Raw genomic sequence first — 22287 nt, forward strand, 5'->3', positions numbered from 1 at the left:
CAGCCCATTTTACCGCGTACGGCATCCAATAGACGCAGAGATTTGCGGTCGGACCTGCAATTTTTGAACGAGAGCGCGGGGTTCCCGCGCTCTCGATTGCGGCGATCAGTTCTTCGCCTGGTACTTGTCGAGGTTGTCCTTGGTAACGAGCTCGAAGGGAATGTAGACCTTCTTGTCCACCGGTTCGCCCTTTGCAAGCTTCAGTGCGGCGTCGACCGAGCCCTTGCCTTGGCCGGCGGCGTTCTGGAACACTGTGACGTCGAGATCGCCGGCGGCCATGGCCGCCAGAGCGTCCTGCGTTGCGTCGATGCCGCCGATGACGACGCTGTCCATCGAACGACCGGCGGCCTTCAGCGCCTGGATCGCGCCGATCGCCATTTCGTCGTTGTTGGAGATGACGGCGTCGAACTCAAGACCGGCCGAAAGCCAGTTCGTCAACAGGTCCGAGCCCTGCGTACGCGACCAGTTGGCGGTCTGCTCCTCGACGATCTCAATGCCCTTGCACTGGTCGGTGGCAAGCACGTCGTGGATGTCCTTGGTGCGCATGCGGGCCGCCTGGTTGGACAGTTCGCCCATCATCACGACGGCCTTGCCCTTGCCGCCGAGCATCTTGCAGATTTCCTGCGTCTGCAGCGTGCCGGATTCCTGCTCGTTCGATGCCACGAAAGCCTGCTTTTCCGGCAGCGTGTCAACGTTGACCGGTTCGCGGTTGACGTAGACGAGCGGGATGCCGGCATCCGCGGCGATCTTCGACATGGCAGCCGTCGCATCGGTATCAACCGGGTTGACGATGATCGCGGTCACGCCGGCGGCGATGAAGTTCTGGATCTGGCTCTGCTGTTTAGAGACGTCGTTCTGCGCGTCTTCGATCTGCAGTTCGACGCCATCAAGCGTCTTGGCGTAGTCAGACATGCCGTTTCGCAAGACCGTCAGGAAGTTGTCGTCGAAAAGGGCCATGGATACGCCGATGGTCTCGGCGTGGGCTGCAGTGGACATCATCAGCGCCAGCGCTGTGCTGAGCACGAGTTTCTTCATTGTCTTTCTCCTCCACAATGGTGCCCGGCGACACCTTCTCCTGCCGGGGACGCAATGCCGGATTGCGCTCATTCATTTCAAAAGCGGCACTCCCGCTGCGCTTTCGAATAAAACGGAATAAACGAACCAGTGAATTGCGATTACGGAATATGTATTCCATTTTATATGGGCGCCGTCAAGGCCTGATGCGGCGCCCGCTGTTGATTTGCGCGCCTCGCGCGAGGGGCGCTTAGATATGGCTTCTGATGTAATCCATGCTCTGGCCCACCGCGGCGGCGGGATCTGCCAATCCGTGGACTTCGGCGGCGAATGGCTCAAAGGAGAGTAGCCCTGCATAGCCCGCCTCGCGTAGGCGCCGAATCTGTCCAACGTTGTTGAGCAGGTCGCTCTGATCGACGAGAACGCGGTGCGCATCACGCAGATCCGACACAGCCACGCGTTCATCGGTGACGCCGGAAATGTGGATAAGACCGGTCATCTCGGGATAGATTGCATGTTCGCCGGCCAGGTGGTGGTGAAACGTGTCGTGCACCAGGCGGAAGGTCTTCACACCCTCGACTGCCTTGATTGCCTCAACAGCCTCGGTCTTCGAGCGCAGCGAGCAGATCTCGAAGCCGAGTGGTTCGACGAGGCCGATGATTCCGGCCTTTTCGAGCATCGGCTTCAGTGCCGACAGAGCCTTGCGAAGATTTGCCTGGCGCTCGCCATCGGCCTGGCCCGTGCCGTCGTTTACGGGAACGAGGACAAGGGCTTTGGCGCCGCAGTCGCGCGCATAGGCGATCAGTTCTTCGGCTTCGACCTGACGCGCCTCGTTCCATTCGTTGAAACGTTGAAGGGCATTGATCGAGATGATCGTGATGCCGTGACGGCCGGCGAGGGCGGCGACATCCTTCGCCGGCGTGCCGTCGAGGATGGCGTTGTCCGTGAGATCGTTGCGGATTTCGACGGATGAAATGCTGAGGGATCTGGCGAGTTCGAAAAAGGCACCAAGCGGCAGGTTCGGCGTCGTCATGTGGTTGAGGGCGAAGGGCAGGGCGGTCACGGGAATGTCTCCTCCAGGGGGATGGGCCAAAGGTTATAAATGGAACGTTCATTCCATTTATAACCTTGCGGACAATTCACCAACTGCTGGAGCGCAGTCAAAGCGCGCAACACTCAAAGGCCTTGCATTGCTGCAAGATTGTCTTTCGTCGGTGATGGAAGTCTTTCATTTCTGCGTGGGTACCAAATTCTCTCTGACATGCTTCCTAGTGGTTAAGAGATCTCCGATCGCTCCTGGTTCGAGTTGGCAATTGCATTTCTGAAGGGGAGATGGTTTTTGGCCGGACGAAGTTGAGAATTTTAGCGGCTTGAGACAAAGGGATGAACGAGCTGGACGAAGTATCGCCAGAAACAACGCGCCCCTGGCACCCGAGATGGGGTTCCAGAATAGGGGCATCCTTTTTCGTGCAGCAGGCATTCCCCTGGCTGCGGAACTACTTCGGGGATGCGCCGCTTCATTCGACGCTGTCATCTTCACTCGACGGGATCGTCTCTTGGGGCGGTCGGTTGCCGGCAAAGGCAGCTATCCGTATTGCACGCCTCAGAGGTCTGCCGCATTGGCACCTCGAAGATGGCTTTCTACGCTCCGTGGGTCTGGGCAAGGAAGGCAGTGTGCCGATTTCGATTGTTATCGACGACAAAGCGCTTCCGGTCGAAGCGGGTCGTGCCTCGCGTCTAGAGTTGTTGATCGCCGAAGCGGGTCGTACGGAGTTCACAAACACGGGCGCCGCCATCCGGGAGGCCTTGGTGGCGAACAAGCTTTCTAAATACAACAGCTTGCCCCACCATAGTCCGCGCATTGAACGCACTAACCGGCGCAGGGTGCTGCTCGTGGATCAAGTGTACGGGGATGTTTCCGTTGCAAAGGCGCTCGGATCGCCGGCGTCCTTTCATCGGATGTTGGATGATGCCCTCGCTAGCGGCGCTCAGTGCGTTGTTCGGACACATCCAGATGTGATCGCCGGCCATAGGCGCGGCTACATGACAGAGCGGGCTGCCAAAACGCCCGGGATCATCTTGATGGCGGACAAGGTCTCTGCCGCCTCAATCCTCGAAATCGTCGATGAGGTCTGGACGGTGTCCAGCCAAATGGGCTTCGATGCGCTTTTGCGGGGATTGCCTGTCCGTTGCTATGCAACGCCGTTTTATGCAGGCTGGGGTCTTACCGACGACCGATCGGGCAATGCTTCGCAAAGCACCTTGCGTCGCAGGTCGGCGGCGCGCCCAACGCTCGATCAACTCACCTTTGCAGCTTTAAGTCTCTATCCAGTGTATCGCCATCCTGAGACATGGGTGCAGTTGGATACACTGGCGGCCATTGACTACCTTGTGAAAGAAATTGCACAGACGCGGCGCGAAGCGTAGCGCCGTCATTCTCACGAACCACCAGCTGCCTAGATATTTTCCGGTGTGAAGAGGTCGAACGGCAAGAAGGTTTGCCCCGGCGCCCCGGTCGGGCCCTTGTCGATCGCCTGGATCATCAGGTTGATCGTTTCGCGGGCGAGGGCTGCCGTCGGGGTCGATATCGCCAGTGTCACGACATCGTCGCCAAGGGCCGCACGGGAATCCGGTGTCAGCTCGTTGACGACAGCGATCAGTTTCCCCTCAAGCTTTTCCTCGCGGATTGCCGAGATCGCCCCTTCCATACCGCCACCGCAGACATAAAAACCGATCAGGTCCGGGTGGCGCTGCAGCAGATTGAGTGTCGCTTCATGGGTGATCTGGGCGGTGTCGAGGTTGACCATCGTATCCAGCACTTCGAAATCAGGCGTGTGCTCGCGAAAATAGGAACGAAAGCCAATCTCCCGAAGCTCGTGGCCCAGAAAGCGGTGGCTGCCGACGAAGGCAGCGACCTTGCCGGGGCGCTTGGCCGCCTTGGTGATCATCCACGCGGCTGTGCGGCCGACCTTGTGATTGTTGAGGCCGACATAACCTTCACGGACGCCAGCCGCAAAATCCGATAGCAGGGAGAAGACGGGGATGCCGCGTTCCTTGAGTTCCTCGATCGCGGTGGTCACGGCCGGGTAATCGGGAGCGACGAGCGCAATGGCCTGGTTGCGCGCCGCGGCGGCCCGGAGCTTCTCCGTTATGGCCGATGGAGTGGAATTTGCGACGAAGTCGACCTGCGCGAAGACGCGGGCATGCGAAAGCGACAGTGCCGCGTTTTCGATTTCCTTCGCGACTGTTTGATAGAAAGCCTGCTCCGGCTTTTGCAGCACGAAACCAAGCCTGTATTGCGGCAGGTCCTCAAAGACGCGCTGCCGGATCAGGCCCACGGCGTGATAGCCGATTGATTTGGCAGCCTCATAGACGCGGCGCGCGGTCTCTTCCCGCACGGGGTGGCGCCCGTTGAGTACGCGGTCGACGGTGGCGACACTGACGCCGGCAGTGCGCGCAAGGTCGGCAATGGTCGGACGGTTGCTCATTGCGTCTCCTGATAGGTTTGCATCACGCGTGAAATGCGAATGATGACATCATTTGAGAGAATATATCATTGCTGCATTGAGGCTTGGCAAAAGTCAACCTATCGTCATTGCACGACATGAGACGTCGCCGGCCGGATCGGACCGGACCGCGGGAGGAGCGCAAATTACGATGATGCCGACGAAGCGAGACTACAGCCTGCTTGGCCGAGATGCCCAGGCGGCCGTCGCCAACGGTCTCTCGGCTGCGGAGTGGTACCACACCTACATTCCGCGCAAGCAGATGAAGGAGCTGATGAAGCGCGAGGATGGACCGGCCATTCGCGATACCGCGATCTGGCTCGGCTGTCTCGTTCTGTTCGGTGCACTCGGCATCATCTTCTGGGGCACGTGGTGGGCGGTCCCGTTCTTCCTTGCCTATGGCGTTCTCTACGGTTCGGCCTCCGACAGCCGCTGGCACGAATGCGGCCACGGCACGGCGTTCAAGACGATGTGGATGAACGATGCCGTCTACCAGATCGCCTGCTTCATGATCATGCGCAATCCCGTCACCTGGCGTTGGAGCCACACGCGCCACCACACGGATACGGTGATCGTCGGCCGGGATCCCGAAATTGCCGTCATGCGGCCGCCGGATCTCCTTCGCCTCGTCCTCAATTTCTTTGGCGTGCTCGATGTCTGGCACGCGATGATCGATATGGTGCGCAACACGTTCGGTATAATCAGCGCCGAGGAAGCGACTTTCATCCCTGAAATGGAGCAGCCGAAGGCGATCCTGGTCGCGCGCATCTGGTTTGCGATCTATGCCGCGACGATTGCCGCCTGTTTCTATCTCGGTTCGATCCTGCCTCTGATGCTGATCGGTCTGCCCAGGCTCTATGGCGCCTGGCACCACGTGCTGACCGGGCTGCTGCAGCATGGCGGTCTTGCCGACAACGTGACCGACCATCGGCTGAACAGCCGCACCGTCTACATGAACCCGGTGAGCCGCTTCGTCTATTGGAACATGAATTACCATGTGGAACACCACATGTTCCCGATGGTGCCTTATCACGCGCTGCCGAAGCTGCACGCCATGATCAAGCATGATCTACCGGAACCGAACCCGTCGATGCTTCACGGCTACCGCGAAATGATCCCGGCCTTTCTGCGGCAGTTGCGGAACGAAGATTACTTCCTGAAGCGCGAGCTGCCGGCGACGGCAAAGCCCTACCGGGAAGAATTTCACAGCGATGCGATCGTGCACGCAGCCGAATAATCAACGAATGCCAGGAAACGGGAGGAAATCATGAGCGGAAACTGGGTTGAAGTCTGCGCAGCGGACGAAATCGACGAGGAAGATGTCATCCGCTTCGATCACGACGGACGCACCTTTGCGGTCTACCGCAGCCCCGACGATGAGTATTTTGCCACCGATGGGCTCTGCACCCACGAGCACATCCATCTCGCCGATGGCCTCGTGATGGACGACATCATCGAATGTCCGAAGCACAACGGCCGCTTCAACTACAAGACCGGTCAGGCCAAGGGCGCTCCCGTGTGCGTCAACCTGAAGACCTATCCCGTGAAGGTCGAGGCGGGAAGCGTATTCATCGCGCTCGGCTGAAGCCGTTCTCGATAAGATTGGGCCGCCGCGGCGGGCAGGGAGGTTGAGATGGGTTCCATCGTCATCGTGGGCGCCGGCGAATGTGGCGCAAGGGCCGCCTTTGCCCTCAGGGAAAAGGGATACGACGGCAAGATCACACTGATCGGCGCGGAACCGCATCTTCCCTATGAGCGGCCGCCTCTTTCGAAGGATGGTCTCGAGGCAGAGGTCCCGCCGAAATATGTCGCCGATGCCGAGCGCTACGCGGCGGCAGCGATCGAAGTGCTGACGGATACCCGGGTCATGGCCATCGATCGCGCCGAAAAGCGCGTGACGCTCGCAGACGGAAGCAGCATCGCCTATGACCTCCTCTTGTTGACGACCGGTGCGCGAGCCCGAACTATCGACGGTATGGATGAGGCGCCACGCCGCATCCGCACGCTCAGAACCCATGCCGATGCTGAAGAGATCCGCCGCGAACTTTCGCCCGGCCGCAAGCTTGCGATCATCGGCGGTGGCTTCATCGGTCTGGAGCTTGCCGCAACGGCGCGCCGGCTCGGTGCTGCCGTATCGCTTATCGAAGGGTTGCCGCGCATTCTTTCGCGCGGCGTGCCGGAGGATATTGCGGCGGTCGTTGCCGCGCGGCATCACGCAGAAGGCGTCGATATACGATGCGGTGCGAAGATCGAACGTATCGAAGCGGATGGGAGCTGCGCGCGCGTCGTCCTGGCCGGCGGCGAGACAATCGAGGCCGATCTCGCCGTCGTTGGTATCGGCGCGGTCCCGAACACGGAGATCGCAGCCGTCGCCGGCCTTTCGATCGAGAACGGCATTGCCGTCAACGCAACACTTCAAACCAGCGATCCGGATATCTATGCCGCCGGCGATTGCTGCTCGTTCCCGCTCTGTCACTATGGGGATCGCCGGATACGTCTTGAGGCGTGGCGCAATGCGCAGGATCAGGGAACGCTCGTTGCCGGCAATCTGCTCGGCGCAGGAGAGGCGATCACCAGCCTGCCGTGGTTCTGGTCCGATCAGTATGATCTGACTCTGCAGATCGCAGGGCTTGCCGACGGCGCTGCGACGACCGTGCGGCGCGAACTTACCGACGATGCCTTCATTCTTTTTCATCTCGACGATACCGGTCGGCTGCTTGCGGCCTCCGGCATCGGACCGGGCAATGCGGTCGCGCGCGACATTCGGCTTGCAGAAATGCTGATTGCAGCCCGAAAACGGCCGGATCCGCAGGCGCTCATCTCGCCCGAAACCAAGCTTAAAGCACTCCTCGCCGCCTAGCGCGAGAAGCAAATCTCGTCCTGTTTCCATGATTTCCGGAGCCTTCTCATGAAAAGCCACCGTCCGACAGTTGCCGATCTTTTGTCGATGAAGGGCAAGCGCCAGCTCACCATGCTGCGTGTCGAAACGCTGGATGAGGCCGAAGCGGCGGAAGCCGCCGGCATTGATCTCGTCTCCGTCCCGCCGGCGCTGCTGGGGCCGGAGTTTCGTGAGGTGGCGCCGACCTGTTTTGCCTTTCCGGGCCTCGAATACGGCGACTACGTCGCCGCGGAAGACTATATGCGTGCAGCCTTCAAGGCGCTGAAGGCCGGTGGCGACGCGGTCTATTGTGCGGCCGGGCTTTCGACCGTCCGGCGGATGCGCGAGGAGGGCATTCCCGTCTGCGGTCATGTGGGTCTCATCCCTTCCAAGTGCACCTGGACCGGCGGCTTTCGCGCCGTCGGCAAGACCGCGCAAAGCGCAATCGAGATTTGGCGGCAAGTCAAGGCGCTCGAGGAAGCCGGCGCGTTCGCGGCGGAAATCGAGGTTGTCCCGGGAGATGTTGCGGCGCCAATCAGTGCCAGAACCTCGATGCTGATGCTTTCGATGGGAGCGGGGTCAGGCTGCGACGCCCAATATCTGTTTGCCGCCGACGTGCTCGGAAGCAATCGCGGCCACGTGCCGCGCCACGCCAAGACCTATCGCAACTTTGCCGCCGAATACGACCGGCTTCAGCGCGAACGGATCGCCGCGTTCTCGGAGTTTGCCGAGGATGTGCACTCGGGCAGCTACCCGCAAGAGGGGCATCTCGTCGGCATTGACGGCGCGGAATTGCGCGCATTTCTGGCTGAACTTGAGCGCGGCTAAGGCTGTACGCCTTGCGCGGAAGAGGGGGCTTGGTATAGTCCACGCGCCAGTTCAACTTTTCTTTCCGCGACGGATCACGATTTGAGCGCCCTTCTTCAGGACAGTCTCACCTTTGTCGGCTTGCTGGCTGCGATTTACGCAGCGACGGTGGCGCTGTACTTTATCCTCGGTTACGGCATCACCTGGCTGAACGACCGCAATCCCGAGCGCCGCATCCAGAAGGGGCGGCGCGGCGAGAAGCGCAAGGCCTTCGAGATCCGCCAGAGCATGGCCTCGATCCTCGTTACCTGTACATCGGTCGCGATCGGCCTCTTTGTCCAGTACAAGGGCTGGACCCTGTTTTCGACCTGGGACTTCAGCTGGTGGACGGCGGCCCCACTCTTTGTGCTCTGCATGGTGCTCTTCGACGCCTGGTTCTATTTCGCCCACCGGCTGCTGCACACCAAACTCTTCTATAAGTACCACCTCTTGCATCACCGTAGTGTCGCGCCGACGGCCTGGAGTAACGATTCGATCGGCCTGGTGGATACCGCCATGAGCCAGGGCTACTACGCCGTCATCACGCTTCTTGTGCCGTTCCCGCCGATCATCCTCCTAGCCCACCGGCTGTTCGATCAGATCAACGGCACCTTCGGCCACGCCGGCTTCGAATACTTCGCCTCACGCACGGCGCGGTATCCTTCGCCAATGCTTTGCACGACCTATCACGACCAGCACCACGCCGAATTCAAGTACAACTACGCTAACTATTTCTCATTCTGGGATCGCTTGCTGGGGACCGTCGCGCCGAACTACGATCGGCGGGTTGAGGCGTTTGAAGGCGAGGTACCTGCTGTAAAGCTGCGAAAGGCTGCAGGCGCAGCGGGGGCGCTTGAAGGGGCGACGGCCGACTGAAGCGTTCTTGTGTCGGCGGAGCGCTTGCAAAAGACCTCTACCTGAACTGCTTTGGCGATCGATATTGTTGTTTCCAATTGACTTTTCTGCGAATGAATGGCTCGAGCGAGATTTGAAACCGCTCCAGGTGGTTGACGGATGGGAGCAGATGGTCCAGCCATCGCAGGATGAATTCAGCGTTGCGATGAAGTACGGTGCGAGGCATTACGCTGACCGACCGGTCAAGCTACTAGTGCGCGACCCCGATCATCGCCTCGGGCGGCGACTGCGAATTGCGCTGAAGCGGGATGGCCGGACGCCGGATACGGTAATTCGCTCGTTCCTGATCGATAGACGTGGCCGCGGGCGATTTTACGGTTGGATGCCGGTGCAGTTGCAGGCCATGATCCTGCTCATCGATAACGCTACAGCAAACAACATGGCGGAGATTGAGCCGCAGATTACGATCCGACGGATGTCGTTGATCGAGGTCGCGGTTCTCATCGCCTTGCGGCGGACGCTGGCCCTTCTGCAGATCGTTTCGCTCTTCCTAGCAGGCAATAGGAAAGGAGCGGAGTTTCGCTTCGTTCGGCAATTCGACGCGCTTTCTGCCCCTGATTATCAAGACTGGATCGAAGCTCAGGCGCTGGCGGCGCAGCACGCGAACCGGGACGATCCCCGCCACTGGCCGGGCAGGCCGCAAATCCTCGTTTCGATAGAAGACGGCGACGACGCTGTGGTCGCCGAAACCAGGGCGTCGCTTGCGGCGCAGACCTGGAGCGATTTTCGAGAGATTCCAGCGAGGGACGTGATCAAGATGGTGAAGGCTGGCAAGAATCTCGACGATCAACTCTGGGTTCGGCTACCAGCTGGCATGCACGTTACGGCGAATGCCCTGGAAAGGCTGGCCCAGCCTTTTGCCGTCTCGGCCGATGTAGCGGTCGTCTATTGCGACGAAGACCTTATCGACCGACGCGGAAGGCGCTTAGCGCCCTTCTTCAAGCCGGCCTGGAATGAACCGCTGGCTGACTCCGGCTGGCTTCCGCTTGAAGGAGCGCTTTTTCGTCTATCCGACATACCTGAAGGTATCGACCTAGAACATGCGCGGGCTGCCGAGATTGCGGTTGCCGTGGTGCGTGCAAAGTCGCGGGAAATAATGCATCTTCCGGAGATACTGCTGCACCGAGGACTGGCGTGCCGCCGAAGCTGCGATTTCTCGAAAATAGTTCAACCGAAGCGGATAGGCCCGTCAGTCAGCGTGATCATACCGACGCGCGACAGAGCCGATTTGCTCGAGACGTGCCTGAAGGGGCTCTTTGAGCACACGGCGCCAGCGGATCTAGATGTACTCGTGATTGACAATGAAAGTGTCGAGCCCGCTACGTTCAAACTATTTAAGCGCTACGAGCAGTTGGGCCTCATCCGCCGGATACCGCTTCCGGGCACCTTTAATTTTTCGCGGGCATGCAATATGGGCGTTGATGCCGCACGCCACGATTTCATCCTCCTATTGAACAACGACGTGGAACCGATCGGTCCCCAATGGCTGGAGCATTTAGCGGGAGAGCTCGATGATCCGACGGTTGGAGCCGTCGGCAACTTACTGTTGTTCCCGGATGGCTTCGTTCAGCACGGCGGAGTTACGCTCGGTGCAGGTACGGTCGCCCGGCACAGCTTTCACTTTCTTGACCCGAAGGGACGGGGCGACAAGGGGCTTCTCAGGCAGCGCCGAGACATGTCGGCGGTGACTGCTGCCTGTTTGCTGACGCGCAAGACGCTCTGGCGCCGCCTTGGCGGCATGGACGAGGAAAAGCTGACCGTCGCGTTCAACGATGTCGACTATTGCCTGAAAGTTCGCGAGGCGGGTTTCCGTGTTGTCTGGACGCCGGCAGCGGCGATGTTGCATAGAGAAAGCGTTTCGCGCGGTGCCGACGATACACCACAGAAGCGACTGCGCTTTGCGCTGGAGGAGCGAGCCATGCATGAGCGCTGGGGCGACACCCTGAAAACTGACCCCTTCTACAATCCGAACCTCTCCCTCATCGCTGAAGAGTTTGTTCTTGAAGCCTTTCCGAGAAATTTGGCACCGAGGTCGAGCACTTGACGAGTTTGCGCGAACGGTTGGCCGGCTGGATCGAAAGACGATTGCCGCAGCCGCGACTTCGGCCGGGTTCTAACGGAGGCCCTCGCCGGCCAGTGAAGCGGATCATCGTTTTTGGTCGCATTCCGAACCCCACCTTCGACTATTATCTCGCGGCCCGCCTTGATGCGCCGGACATGCCGCCATATGAGGTCGCCGATATTCGTGGCGGCGAAGCACTGGCCTTAGAAGCCGATGGGGCCTTAGTCATCCTATGCCGCTATGCATCTCCATTGGTTCTGCGCTGGATCGAACAAAATGCTGAACGCCTCTCCGGTGTGGGCCTGTTTCTCGACGACGACATCGCTGCGGTTGTAACAGGCAAAGACGCAAATTTCTTCTATCGCTTATCTCTCTGCTACCTAGCTCTTTGGCCGCTCCGCGAACTGAGCCGACATCTGGATTTCGTTTGGGCCTCGACGCCGCACCTAGCTTCACGGCTCGCGGATGCCAAAGCCGTGGTCTTGCCGCCAGCACCGCCGAAGCCACTTTGGGAAGCGGGCGGGCGCGATGAAGACCAGCATCGTCAGTCAGACGGAGATGTCTTGATCGGCTATCATGCGACGGGGGTCCACCTCACGGAACATCAATTCCTTCGACCAATAATTGCCGATGTGCTGCGCGAACGGCCTCAGGCTCGGTTCGAGGTATTTGCCGATCGGCGTGCCAATCGAATTTGGCAGGGCTTAGAACGGGTGCGGATCCGGGAACCTTTGCCTTGGACGGAGTACGTCGCTGACGCGAAGGCTCGGCGCATCGATATTATGCTCGTACCACTCGCTCCTTCGCATGTGAACGACAGTCGATCGCCCACCAAAAGGATCGATGTAGCCCGTTACGGTGCAGCGGGTATGTTCTCGCAGGGAGCCGTTTACGGTGCTTCTGCAGACACACGCGAGTTGCTGCTCCCATATGTCGAAGAAGTTTGGCGCCACCACATTTTGCAGCTTATTGACGATCAAGAGACCCGGAGGGTGCTTGCACACGCAACGAAGATTGTAGTCTTGCAAATGACCGCGGCAGCGGATAGGGGTCTCGGAAGTTTGATGCGAAGAAACGCCTAATGTTGCCGCAATCGCGTTCCGAGTTTGCCTCTTTAGGCCTCTCGGACGACGCAACACATTGAAGTCGCATTCTCGTGAAATAGCGCGGGGCGATGAGAGTATGAGACATAAGACGAAAGGCTCGTGCGGGACCAGCGCCCAAATGCCGTCACAACGCGGAGCGAATGGATTGCCTGAGGCCGACAAAACGCAACCTTTTTTTCAAGGGGCAAAGGGGTCTCTTGCCTCTCGCGCGAACATTGTTACCGCCTTGATTCTTCGCGACATGCGAACTCGTTTCGGCCGGTCACACTTGGGTTACCTTATCGCGATTGGGTGGCCATTCGTCCATCTATCTGTACTTGTTGGGATAATGGCGTTTGTAAACCGCTTGGCACCGATCGGTGGCGATCCAGCGGTTTACGTATCCACTGGCGTTCTTCCGTATATCCTATGTCTTTATCCAGCGAGAATGATGGGAATTGCGCTTGATTTAAACCGATCTCTCTTTCTCTTTCCGGTTCTATCCACGTTCGACATCATTATCGCAAGAGCTGTCGTTGAATTTATGACCGCCTTTGTCGTGGTAATATTGGTATTCATTGTGGGTGCGTCAATCGGCGTGGATTTAATGCCGCTCGATAACTTCGTTCTTGCATCCGGAGTTGTGACGACAATTTTGCTTTCATTGGCAATGGGGTTGGTCAATGTTGTGATGGCCTCGCTGTTTGGTATGTGGCATATAGTTTTTGTTTTGCTGATGGTAATTATGTACATGGGGGCGGGCGTGTTCGTTCCGCCGTCTTTTTTGCCACCAGACCTCCAATACTATATGTGGTTCAATCCCTTATTCCACAGCGTTGAGTGGATCCGATCTGCGTATTACGAGGGATATGGTGACGAGAATCTCTCCAAGTCGTACCTGATTTGGACCACTTTGATATGTTTTTTGCTGGGATTGATGGGGGAACGCTTCCTGCGCGGAAAGTTGCTAAGCGGATGATAAGTTTAGACAACGTCTTCAAATATTTCAAAACAAAGAGTGGGAACAAACTGATCTTGGATCATGTTTCCATCGACTTCCAGCCAGGCACCTCTTACGGAATTCTGGGTATCAATGGAGCCGGGAAGTCCACAACGATGAGGATGCTGGCGGGCACCGAGCTTCCGAACTCGGGCAAGGTTCGGAGGCGAGCTAGAGTTTCGTGGCCACTCGGGTTTTCTGGAGGATTGCATCCGTCCATGACGGGACGCGAGAATGTTCAGTTTGTAGCGCGCCTTTACGGTCAAAACCCAAAAAGCGCGGTCGAATTTGTGGAGGACTTTGCCGAAATTGGAGCATATATCGATGAACCATATCGAACGTACTCCTCAGGGATGGCACAACGATTGGCATTTGGTTTATCGATGGCAATAGATTTTGAGTGCTACCTAATCGACGAAGTCACCGCGGTTGGGGACGCCCGCTTTCAGGCGCGCTGTCATGCAGAATTCGCCGCGCGCCGTGAGCGGTCTGATATTATTATGGTTTCACACTCGATGGAGACGATTCGGGAGTATTGCACTCGAGCAATCGTGTTGGCTCATGGCGTGATGTACGAATACTCCAATATCGATGATGCCATAGCGCTCTATAATAAGTTGAACCAATAAACATGCGAGACTCGATGGAGCTCCAAGTCGGTGAAACGGACGCACCACAGCAGGCCGCCGTCGCAAAGTCGACAGCAATTTCCTTTGAGCTGAGACGCGCCGCACGTCGCGCCAGGACGCCAAAACCGAATGTCAGTGGGGGCGGCGGCTTTAGGGCGCGTCGGAGTGACAGGGTTTTCCGGTGGTTTGTAGTAGTAAGCTTTGTGATAGTTTTCGTGATGCCAGGCATCGCTAGCGCTGTCTACTTTGGTGTCATCGCCTCTGACCGTTTTGTATCAGAAGCGAAGCTCGTGGTACGATCCAGCGGGGACAACTCGGCGGACATGTTGGGGGGGCTCTCGTCCCTTTTGAGCGGGGGGCCGTCCAATGATTCTTCTGTGGTCGCTGAGTACGTGAGAAGTGGCGCCATATTAGATGAGATAAGCCGTACGATTGATGTGAGGAAATTGTACTCACCCGGTACAATTGACGTTTTCTCTGAGCTTGGCCTGCACGCTTCACGCGAGGACTTGATAAAGTTTTGGAGGAAGCAGGTAGACGTGACCGTAGAACGGAATACCGGTCTTATTACTTTGCGCTTACAGAGCTTTTCGGCAGAGTCGAGCTTGGACCTTCTGAACTCAGTTCTGCAAATCTCCGAGCGGACGGTCAATGATCTAACAAGACGAAGTGAGAAGACACGACTGAGTGAAGCAAGATCAGAGTTGAATTTGGCGAAACACGCGCTTGAGAAAGCGGTTGCGACGCTTCGCGACATAAGAAATGAAATGGGGATCCTGGACGTAAACCTTGCCGCCAAGTCCTACTCCGCTATCGTGACGAGCCTCAAGCTCGAACTTGCAAAGGTAGAAACTGAGCTCGGCTCATTGCGAGACAATAATGCGTCTAACGCTCCCCAAACTCCTGCCCTGGAAGGCCGAGCATCCGCACTCAAGGAGCAGATAAGCAACTACGAAACACAAATGGCTGGGGTTACAGCAACTAGCCGCATGGGGGAGAAAAACCTTGCAGACCGTGCGACGCAATTAGCGCAGCGGGAATTTGAAGTCGAAATAGCGCGGAACGAGTACGAAGCCGCGATCACAGCCTTCGAGAGTGCGCGTCTGGTAATGGAGAAGCAGCGAGCATATTTGTTGACCTACGTTAAGCCGAAACTAGCCGAAGATCCACTCTACCCGAAGAGGGGCCTTTGGATACTTGTTTCTTTGGCTGTGTCGGGGTTAGCGTGGGGGGGAGTTGTGGGAGCCGCGTCATTGGTCCGGGACCATACGGCGTAGGATATTGGGATGCTTTTTTATATAGACATAGATACTGGCGAGGCCATATCCGGTTGGCTCATCCCTGACAACCCAGGAGACATTCCAGAGTTCGTCTTGCGGGCTCCGGATTGTCAAGACCTCTTCCTGCGCGCAAATGTGTTGCGCCAAGATTTGCGGGATTTGGGTCTCCACTCCTCCGGGTTGGCGGGCTTTCACTTCGATTCCAGGATTGCTCCTTACCTATCCGAACTGTCCGATCTTAGCATATATGAGATGTCGACCGGATTACTGATTTACCGCAGGATCACTGAGACACGGCATCTAGCCAAGAAGGCTATGTTCGCCGACGCGAGCGCCTTCCCGCAGGGGAAGCTCTTTCGGAGCTTTCTATCACGGTTTTCTTATAGCTATCCAATTGCGGAGCGGTTTTCTCTTGAGACCCTCAATACGATCATAAATATGAACCACGCGCGCTCAATCTTTATGTGCGGGCAACTGAATTGGAATCGCTTTGGACCTGCGCTGAAAGAACAATCTTTCTTTACGGCAGCCCTGCTCCGAGACCCTTTTGAGGAGTTGGCGGAAAAGCTGCTGATGCTCAGATATATTCTGAAGAGTCCCCGTGCAACAAAGGTCGGTGCGATCGCTGATCGATTTGGTCCGCTCATGTCTCTTGCAGAGGGGATAGAGCCTGGCGACAGGAAGTCAGTTTTGGCATCCTTTCGCAAAATTACTCCTGATGCTCGCAAACTACTCCGCTCGCCAATGGTTTCATTATTTGGATCTACGCCTAACGAAGAGCTCCAACGTCGGAACGTAAGCCTGGCGCTCGATAGTCTCTCATATTTCGATGTGGTGGGTATCAGGGATCGCTTCGCCGAATATAGATACATGGTCAATCAATTCTTAGGCGACGATGTTATGTCCAACGCTAATCCAGAAGTTATTTCAGGTACATCTGAACTAGCAGGAATATTTTCAGAGGTTGGATTGGTTTCTGATTTACTGGACGAAGACTTGGCGCTGTATTCATTCGCAAAGGAGGCGGTCGCAACAGGGTTAGAAGCGGGAGCTACTGGTCAGCCAGCTTTGACTGGGGCAGGTCGCGCCAATGTTTAAATTTTTGGCGCCGAACAAAGGTTCAAGCCGCCTGACAGAGCTTGGGAAAACGGAAGGGGGCGAGCCCACCAAATTGGATGCTGTCCACACTAGGAGCAGCTATGTCAGGGTCAGGGGTGTCGCAAATCTCGTCCTGCGTGGTTCCTATAAAGATTGGGGTAGCGCGAGGCACCAGAGCTACGTGGGAACCGGTGGAGGCGGATTGCTTTGGCGCAGTTTCTTATGTGTTGTATTCATGCCGTCGTTCTTTGTTTTCCTCTATTATTCGCTTTGGGCGTCGGACGTCTACGTGGTCGAGGCCAAGATGGTGGTGCGAGAAGCGCCAGGGACTGAAACTAAAGATATGTCTGGTGGTCCCGCCTCGCTGCTAAGAAAGATTGGCGTGAGCGGAGCGATTGGGTCTGCAAGAGACTCTATGATAATTTACGATTATATTAAAAGTCGCTCACTTATAGAGGATATTGGTGGAAAGTCCGTACTCGCTGAGGTTTATTCAAGCCCCTCTATCGATTGGTTCTCACGTTTAGATATCGAGAAAGACATCGAGCGGATTCGAGAGTATTTCCGGGACCAAGTAACGGTGTCAGTTGATGGGCTTTCGAACATCCTAACGTTGCGAGTTCGAGCATACGACCCTCATGATTCACTAAGACTTTCGCAGAAAATTATTGCCGCCAGCGAGCGTTTAATAAACGAGATTTCACGGCGCAGCCGCGTGGATGCCGAAAAACTAGCGAAAGCGGAGATGGAGGTCTCCCTTGGAGAATTGGCATCAGCCCGCAGCCAAATGTTGGAATTCCAACAAAGGAGTGGCGCTTTAGATCCCATAGAATCTGCTAAGCAGATTACAGCGCTCATCTCGGATTTGACTTCGGAGCAATTAAAGCTCGAAAGCCGGCTCGCCACGGCGGGAAACATTGGAGTGACAGCGCGGCCCGGGGATACATTTGTACGAACCCGAGTTGACGTTCTGAAAGGGCAGATCGAACGTCTTGAGGCGCTTCTTACGGGGAATGGGAAGCATTCGGTCTCAGAATCGCTAAGGGAATTCGAACTCCTCAAGCTGCAGGAGGAGTTCGCAGAACAGATGTATAAGTTTTCGCGAACAAGCTTCGAGGACGCGCGCCGAAGGCTCCTGTCACAACAACTTTATCTTTTGGTAGTCGTTCCACCTGCTTTACCGGAGGCGGCACTTTACCCGCGCGTGGTACTAGATACCAGTGTCTTTCTCCTGGGATTTTTGGTTGCATGGGGGATCGGAAGCTTACTCGTGGCGAGCATCTTGGACAGTCGCTAAAATGTCGATTGTGGTCAATTCGGTTGATGTTTCAAGCGTCGGAGGACCAGGGCCACTTTATGAGAATAGGGAGAACGACGGAAATTGAAGGTATTGGTGCCGCCGGTTGAAGGCAGCCGCAGTTGGCCCTGCCGGAATAGACGATTTCGGTGCGGTTGCTTTGCAGCACTGATTCTCCTAAACCCTTTTCGGGCTCCATGGCCGCGGCTCATCACAAGAGTTTCAGATCCGTTGCGCATTTGGGCCGAGACAAAGTTGCGGGCTGTGGTTGGCCGGGTAGCGAACGAAAAAAGGAGGCGAAATTGAAAGGAATTATCCTCGCGGGAGGCAGCGGCACCAGGTTGCATCCGATGACATCGGTAATGTCGAAGCAGCTGATGCCTGTGTATGACAAGCCAATGATATATTATCCCCTTTCAACGTTGATGCTGGCCGGCATACGCGAAATTCTGGTTATTTCGACACCGCACGACCTTCCTCTCTTTGAGAGGTTGCTGGGTGATGGTTCTAAATGGGGGATGGAGTTACAGTATGCTTGTCAGCCCGAACCAAAGGGGTTAGCCCAAGCGTACATAATTGGCAGTGATTTCGTAGGTGCAAGCCCGAGTTGCCTCATACTCGGTGACAATATCTTCCATGGCCACGGGCTGGTCGATATCCTTCAATCCGCGGCATCGACGTCGAACGGCGCAACTGTGTTCGCCTACCACGTCGCTGATCCGGAGCGTTATGGGGTAGTCGAGTTCGATGCCCAGATGAGGGCTGTTTCCATCGAAGAGAAGCCGCTGCGGCCGCGGTCGAATTACGCAGTGACAGGGCTTTATTTCTACGATGGTAACGTTGTTGAAGTCGCAAGGGCACTCAAGCCGTCGAGCCGAGGGGAGTTGGAGATCACTGACATCAATCAGGCGTACTTGATGGAAAGTACGCTCAATGTTGAACTGATGGGCCGGGGATACGCTTGGTTTGATACCGGAACCCCAGACAGTTTATTGGGTGCGGCTGAGTTTGTTGCAACCTTAGAGCGTCGCCAGGGTATTAAAATAAGCTGCCCTGAGGAGGTTGCGTTTGAGAAGGGCTTTATCACAGCAGAACAACTATTTAGACTTGCGTCTGGGTATGGGAAGAGTGCTTACGGGCAGTATTTACAGTCGCTAGTAGCAGTTTGATTGAGCTTGTATGCGGGTCCATATTGTGGCGGTATTATATTGTTTCCAATATTAAGTATTGTAACTCCTTGCTTTCGAACCCCCTTGTATTATTTGGAGCGGTTGGCTTCTTGCCTAAACCCATGCAAAGAGAGGATCGAGTGGATAGTCGTTGACGATAGCCCCAATTCTGCCGTGATCCAGATTTTCATGGAACGGATTAAGGGGGCGTTCCCAAACGTAAAGCTCATCCGACATTCCGAAAACAGAGGTATCCGATCAGCATACGTTTCTGGGTTCACTCAGGCATCAGGAAAATACGTAGGTATCCTCGATCACGACGATGAGGTGAACCTTGCCCCGTTGCTCGATTGCCTCTTAGGGTGCGGGGATGAGATTGATCTTCTTTATACAGACGAAAGGAAATTTAGTTCTGCTATTATTGAGTCGTATCATAAGCCCTCATTCGATATACTTAGTGCTGTTCAGTATTTCTATCCGCATCATATTACTCTATTCCGGACTGAGGTGGCAAAACAGATCCTTTTGGCGAGTGATACTTCAATAAATCTTGCTACAACGACTTTTGATATTGCGTTTTGGTACGAGTACCTTTTCTTCTTTCGGGAGAATGGACTTCGCGTGCGTCATGTTGCGCAGGAATTATATGGTTGGAGAATCCACCCTGGAAGCACAGCCGCGTCAATTGAGCAAAAGCCGTCTCACATAAAAGAACGAAAGTCGATCGCAGAACATTTTTTTGACCGCTTTGAGTCAAATTATACCGTCGATGCCAGAGCTGATATTTCCTATGTAATTAAGGGTGAGTTTGGCGAGAATTTCGATAGTGCATGTGAGTACATCGGGCATTATTTCTATATCGACTTTGTGCATACAAATGGCGGCATCGTTTCCCCCCATTACGAAGTTGTAGCGCTCTCGCCGATTTCGCTCAGAAGGCTTCGAAACGTCCCATTTGCAGTTTTGGCAACCTATGAGCGCCACGCTCAGTTAATCATTCCATCTGCGCCGGCGTTGGAGTCAGGTCGGTCCCATCCCGAAGGGGTGGCTTTTCTTAAGGACTGGGATCCGCGCACTCGGCTTGAATTCAGAACTTATTTGAGGCTCATTTCGAAGCAGGCGAACGCGAAGACAGCTAGCCGCCTCATTGTACGCGAACTTTGTTTATAACGGGAACACTATCTCTTGAACGAACAAGATGCCAAAGTATCGGTTGTACTTCCGGTTTTCAACGGTTCTCGTTTTCTTAGCGAGACGCTAGAAAGCATCGATCGCCAAGATTACTCTTCGATTGAGTTGTTGATTATCAACGATGGTTCTTCGGACGATAGTCGCTCCGTGATAGAGAGTTGGCTTGCGCGCCCGAGGAAGTTTAAGGCAAATTGTACCGAGAATTTTACAAATATGGGCGTTTGCGCTGCGCTCCGCGCAGCGACGCGATCCGCGACTGGTGACTACATCGCACAAATCGGTCATGATGATGTTTGGGAGCTTGATCATATCAGTAGCCTAGTCGCCCGAATTGAAGAAACCGGAGCGATTGCCGCATTCAGCGAGCTGTCGTACATCAATGGAGATGGAGAGCCAACAACTGCAGGCATCTTTAAGCACGCTAAGATCAACTCTAGCAATCGTTTTGAGTTGTTTGCTGATTTGCTGGGCGGAAACTTTCTTTGTGCCCCGGCATCTTTGATCCGTGCTTCGGCCTTGAAAGTCTCAGACTGGGGCTTCCATAATGAAAGACTTCAGGACTACGAAGTATGGCTAAACTTGCTCAGCAGAGGTGATTTCTGTTCACACAGCAAGAGGACGGTTCGATATCGCATTCATGGCGAGAATCTCAGTAATGGGTCGACGATGCTTGTCCAAAGTCAGCTGGAGCTATTTGGAGTGCATCAGCGTATTTTTTCGTCAGCTTCTTTTCTTCATATGCTTGAAGACTGCAGAAATACGAAAGGGTCACTTTTTTCGCTGTTGGAGAGGATGAGTCATAGTATTTTGTCTGTAGCGAACTACTTTGAACCGTTAAAGCTTAATTTTTTGACTGCGCTCGATATAATTCAGGAGCGTTGGGAGTCGGATAACGATATCTCGCATTTTAGATCGCAATACGCAGCAATGTTTGGGATGTTGCGCAAAAGCCTACTTATTTCGAAGACAAACAATTCGCTTAGACCGGTCGATCGACCTGGCGTTCCGCTATTAGTTCCCACGGGTCTTGAACTTACTGATCTGTTTAGTTTTCTAATCGAGAGTGGGTGGTTCAGGGACGGACGCGGACTTGACCTAGTGGGGCATGGGCTTTCCGACTTTTACTTCCTTGCTCTAGAAAGCGAAGTGCGGCAGCTCCGTACTTATGAGCAGTTCGACCGGGCTTACTCCGAGCGCCGCGTTTTCGTTGCCTCCTCTGCAAGCGAGTCAAATGAACACGTCGTGATTCCTGCCGACAAGAACAACATTGGTTACCTGCATTTTGATCGCATCTTGCGAGCGATTGAAGATGGTAGAACTGGGAAACGTTAGTAGAGCTCAATGACCAATAAGAAATTTCGGATTCTGATAACTTCGGCTGGAACGGCGACCGCGCTCGGTGTAATTAAGGCGTTGGCACACCGTCCAGAGTTCGAGATCCACACTGCGGACGTAAACTCCCAGGAGCTCCTCGCGATAGGTGCATTCCCTGTGATGAGCCATTCCGTAGTCCCCTATGCTACAGACCGCGACAAATTTCTATCGTCGATAGATTCGATTATCGTTGAACGCGATATATCATTTGTGTTTCCCATCCACGACGAAGAGATACGTTTGATATCGGCATTCAGAGAACATGCGCCAAATGTGGGGTTCCCAAAGTTTTCCCCCCAGAGTGTCAGTGACTGCACGGACAAGTATGAAATGACCAGGATATGCCAAGGCGCAGGGATTCGAGTCCCTCAAACGTTCTTGGCAGCGGAGTATGGCCGCTCTCCCTTTTTTCCCGTTGTAGTCAAGCCACGGCGGGGCGTGGGTAGTGTGGGCTTTCGAATTGTACGAAACGACTTCGAGCTAGAAGGTTTGGACGTTGATAAAGTAGTACTGCAGGAGGTATGCACAGGGCCGGAGGTGACTGTTGATGTACTTGCGACACTTGAAGGTACCATTGCGATTGCCCGTGAGCGAATTGAGACCAAATCTGGCGTCTCTACAAAGTGTAGAATTGCCTACTCGCGGGAGCTGGCTGATATTGCGGCGTCGATCTCGGAAACTTTCGGCCTAGAGGGCCTATTTTGTTTCCAGGCGATGAAAGTTGGCGAGAGTTGGGCGGTTACCGACATAAACCCCCGGTCTGGCGGAGGTAGCGCTATGACAACAGCCGCTGGAATAAATCTATTCGAAGAATATTTCCTTCAGCAGGCTGGCTATGAGGATGTCGACCGTTTCAAAGCGCTAGAATTGCACGCAAGTTCGTTACAGCCGACTCTCGTCGTTCGGTATTACGAGGAACACTTGTCAAAGGGTTGTATTTAGC

General features: G+C 55.4%; 20 protein-coding genes. 17 read left to right on the forward strand and 3 right to left on the reverse strand.

Annotated features, from left to right (window positions below; genetic code table 11):
* Window positions 1-105 precede the first annotated feature (105 nt).
* Both IB267_RS31990 and IB267_RS31995 read right to left on the reverse strand, forming a co-directional pair.
* Window positions 106-1035, reverse strand: a complete 930-nt coding sequence (locus IB267_RS31990) for a sugar ABC transporter substrate-binding protein (protein WP_192451418.1) — start codon at window positions 1033-1035, stop codon at window positions 106-108.
* A 229-nt stretch (window positions 1036-1264) separates the two neighbouring features.
* Window positions 1265-2077 carry a TIM barrel protein gene (locus IB267_RS31995; RefSeq protein ID WP_192451420.1) on the reverse strand — a complete coding sequence of 271 codons (813 nt, stop codon included), beginning with the start codon at window positions 2075-2077 and terminating at the stop codon, window positions 1265-1267.
* A gap of 320 nt (window positions 2078-2397) precedes the next feature.
* On the opposite strand from IB267_RS31995, the gene IB267_RS32000 reads away from it, so the two are divergent.
* On the forward strand, window positions 2398-3441 hold the full coding sequence (locus tag IB267_RS32000) for a capsular biosynthesis protein (RefSeq protein WP_192451421.1): 1044 nt from the start codon (window positions 2398-2400) through the stop codon (window positions 3439-3441).
* Between the two features lie 29 nt (window positions 3442-3470).
* Here the strand turns inward: IB267_RS32000 and IB267_RS32005 are convergent, their stop codons facing one another.
* Window positions 3471-4502, reverse strand: a complete 1032-nt coding sequence (locus IB267_RS32005; RefSeq protein WP_192451423.1) for a LacI family DNA-binding transcriptional regulator — start codon at window positions 4500-4502, stop codon at window positions 3471-3473.
* A gap of 163 nt (window positions 4503-4665) precedes the next feature.
* Between IB267_RS32005 and IB267_RS32010 the strand changes: the two genes are divergently transcribed.
* From IB267_RS32010 to IB267_RS32085, 16 genes are all read left to right on the forward strand, one after another.
* Window positions 4666-5757 (forward strand): fatty acid desaturase family protein, encoded by a 1092-nt coding sequence (locus IB267_RS32010; RefSeq protein WP_192451460.1) that lies wholly within the window; start codon window positions 4666-4668, stop codon window positions 5755-5757.
* Between the two features lie 30 nt (window positions 5758-5787).
* Window positions 5788-6105 carry a MocE family 2Fe-2S type ferredoxin gene (locus IB267_RS32015; RefSeq protein ID WP_060583797.1) on the forward strand — a complete coding sequence of 106 codons (318 nt, stop codon included), beginning with the start codon at window positions 5788-5790 and terminating at the stop codon, window positions 6103-6105.
* Window positions 6106-6153: 48 nt separating this feature from the next.
* Window positions 6154-7380, forward strand: coding sequence for an NAD(P)/FAD-dependent oxidoreductase (locus IB267_RS32020; RefSeq protein WP_192451424.1), 1227 nt, complete (start codon window positions 6154-6156; stop codon window positions 7378-7380).
* A gap of 48 nt (window positions 7381-7428) precedes the next feature.
* Window positions 7429-8226, forward strand: coding sequence for a 3-methyl-2-oxobutanoate hydroxymethyltransferase (locus IB267_RS32025; RefSeq protein ID WP_192451425.1), 798 nt, complete (start codon window positions 7429-7431; stop codon window positions 8224-8226).
* 81 nt (window positions 8227-8307) lie between these two features.
* On the forward strand, window positions 8308-9120 hold the full coding sequence (locus tag IB267_RS32030; protein ID WP_192451426.1) for a sterol desaturase family protein: 813 nt from the start codon (window positions 8308-8310) through the stop codon (window positions 9118-9120).
* Window positions 9121-9268: 148 nt separating this feature from the next.
* On the forward strand, window positions 9269-11203 hold the full coding sequence (locus IB267_RS32035) for a glycosyltransferase (RefSeq protein WP_192451427.1): 1935 nt from the start codon (window positions 9269-9271) through the stop codon (window positions 11201-11203).
* Window positions 11204-11295: 92 nt separating this feature from the next.
* The gene (locus IB267_RS32040) at window positions 11296-12303 is read left to right on the forward strand and encodes a hypothetical protein (RefSeq protein ID WP_192451428.1); all 1008 of its coding nucleotides are present in this window, start codon (window positions 11296-11298) and stop codon (window positions 12301-12303) included.
* 100 nt (window positions 12304-12403) lie between these two features.
* Window positions 12404-13285, forward strand: coding sequence for an ABC transporter permease (locus IB267_RS32045; protein WP_192451429.1), 882 nt, complete (start codon window positions 12404-12406; stop codon window positions 13283-13285).
* The gene (locus IB267_RS32050) at window positions 13282-13935 is read left to right on the forward strand and encodes an ABC transporter ATP-binding protein (RefSeq protein WP_192451430.1); all 654 of its coding nucleotides are present in this window, start codon (window positions 13282-13284) and stop codon (window positions 13933-13935) included. The genes IB267_RS32045 and IB267_RS32050 overlap by 4 nt, the downstream gene beginning before the upstream one ends.
* A 14-nt stretch (window positions 13936-13949) precedes the next feature.
* Window positions 13950-15212 carry a hypothetical protein gene (locus IB267_RS32055; RefSeq protein ID WP_192451431.1) on the forward strand — a complete coding sequence of 421 codons (1263 nt, stop codon included), beginning with the start codon at window positions 13950-13952 and terminating at the stop codon, window positions 15210-15212.
* Window positions 15213-15221: 9 nt separating this feature from the next.
* Window positions 15222-16313: a hypothetical protein gene (locus IB267_RS32060; RefSeq protein WP_192451432.1), complete on the forward strand. Its 1092-nt coding sequence runs from the start codon at window positions 15222-15224 to the stop codon at window positions 16311-16313.
* Window positions 16306-17610, forward strand: a complete 1305-nt coding sequence (locus IB267_RS32065) for a hypothetical protein (RefSeq protein WP_192451434.1) — start codon at window positions 16306-16308, stop codon at window positions 17608-17610. The genes IB267_RS32060 and IB267_RS32065 overlap by 8 nt, the downstream gene beginning before the upstream one ends.
* Before the next feature lie 302 nt (window positions 17611-17912).
* Window positions 17913-18779 (forward strand): glucose-1-phosphate thymidylyltransferase RfbA, encoded by an 867-nt coding sequence (gene rfbA / locus IB267_RS32070; protein ID WP_192451435.1) that lies wholly within the window; start codon window positions 17913-17915, stop codon window positions 18777-18779.
* A gap of 39 nt (window positions 18780-18818) precedes the next feature.
* Window positions 18819-19949: a glycosyltransferase gene (locus IB267_RS32075; RefSeq protein WP_256436989.1), complete on the forward strand. Its 1131-nt coding sequence runs from the start codon at window positions 18819-18821 to the stop codon at window positions 19947-19949.
* 15 nt (window positions 19950-19964) lie between these two features.
* Window positions 19965-21302: a glycosyltransferase gene (locus IB267_RS32080; protein WP_192451438.1), complete on the forward strand. Its 1338-nt coding sequence runs from the start codon at window positions 19965-19967 to the stop codon at window positions 21300-21302.
* Between the two features lie 9 nt (window positions 21303-21311).
* Window positions 21312-22286: an ATP-grasp domain-containing protein gene (locus IB267_RS32085; protein WP_192451440.1), complete on the forward strand. Its 975-nt coding sequence runs from the start codon at window positions 21312-21314 to the stop codon at window positions 22284-22286.
* The last annotated feature ends 1 nt before the right edge of the window (window position 22287 follow it).

The sequence above is a fragment of the Ensifer sp. ENS09 genome, from assembly GCF_014852425.1.
In the GTDB taxonomy this organism is placed as follows: Bacteria; Pseudomonadota; Alphaproteobacteria; order Rhizobiales; family Rhizobiaceae; genus Ensifer.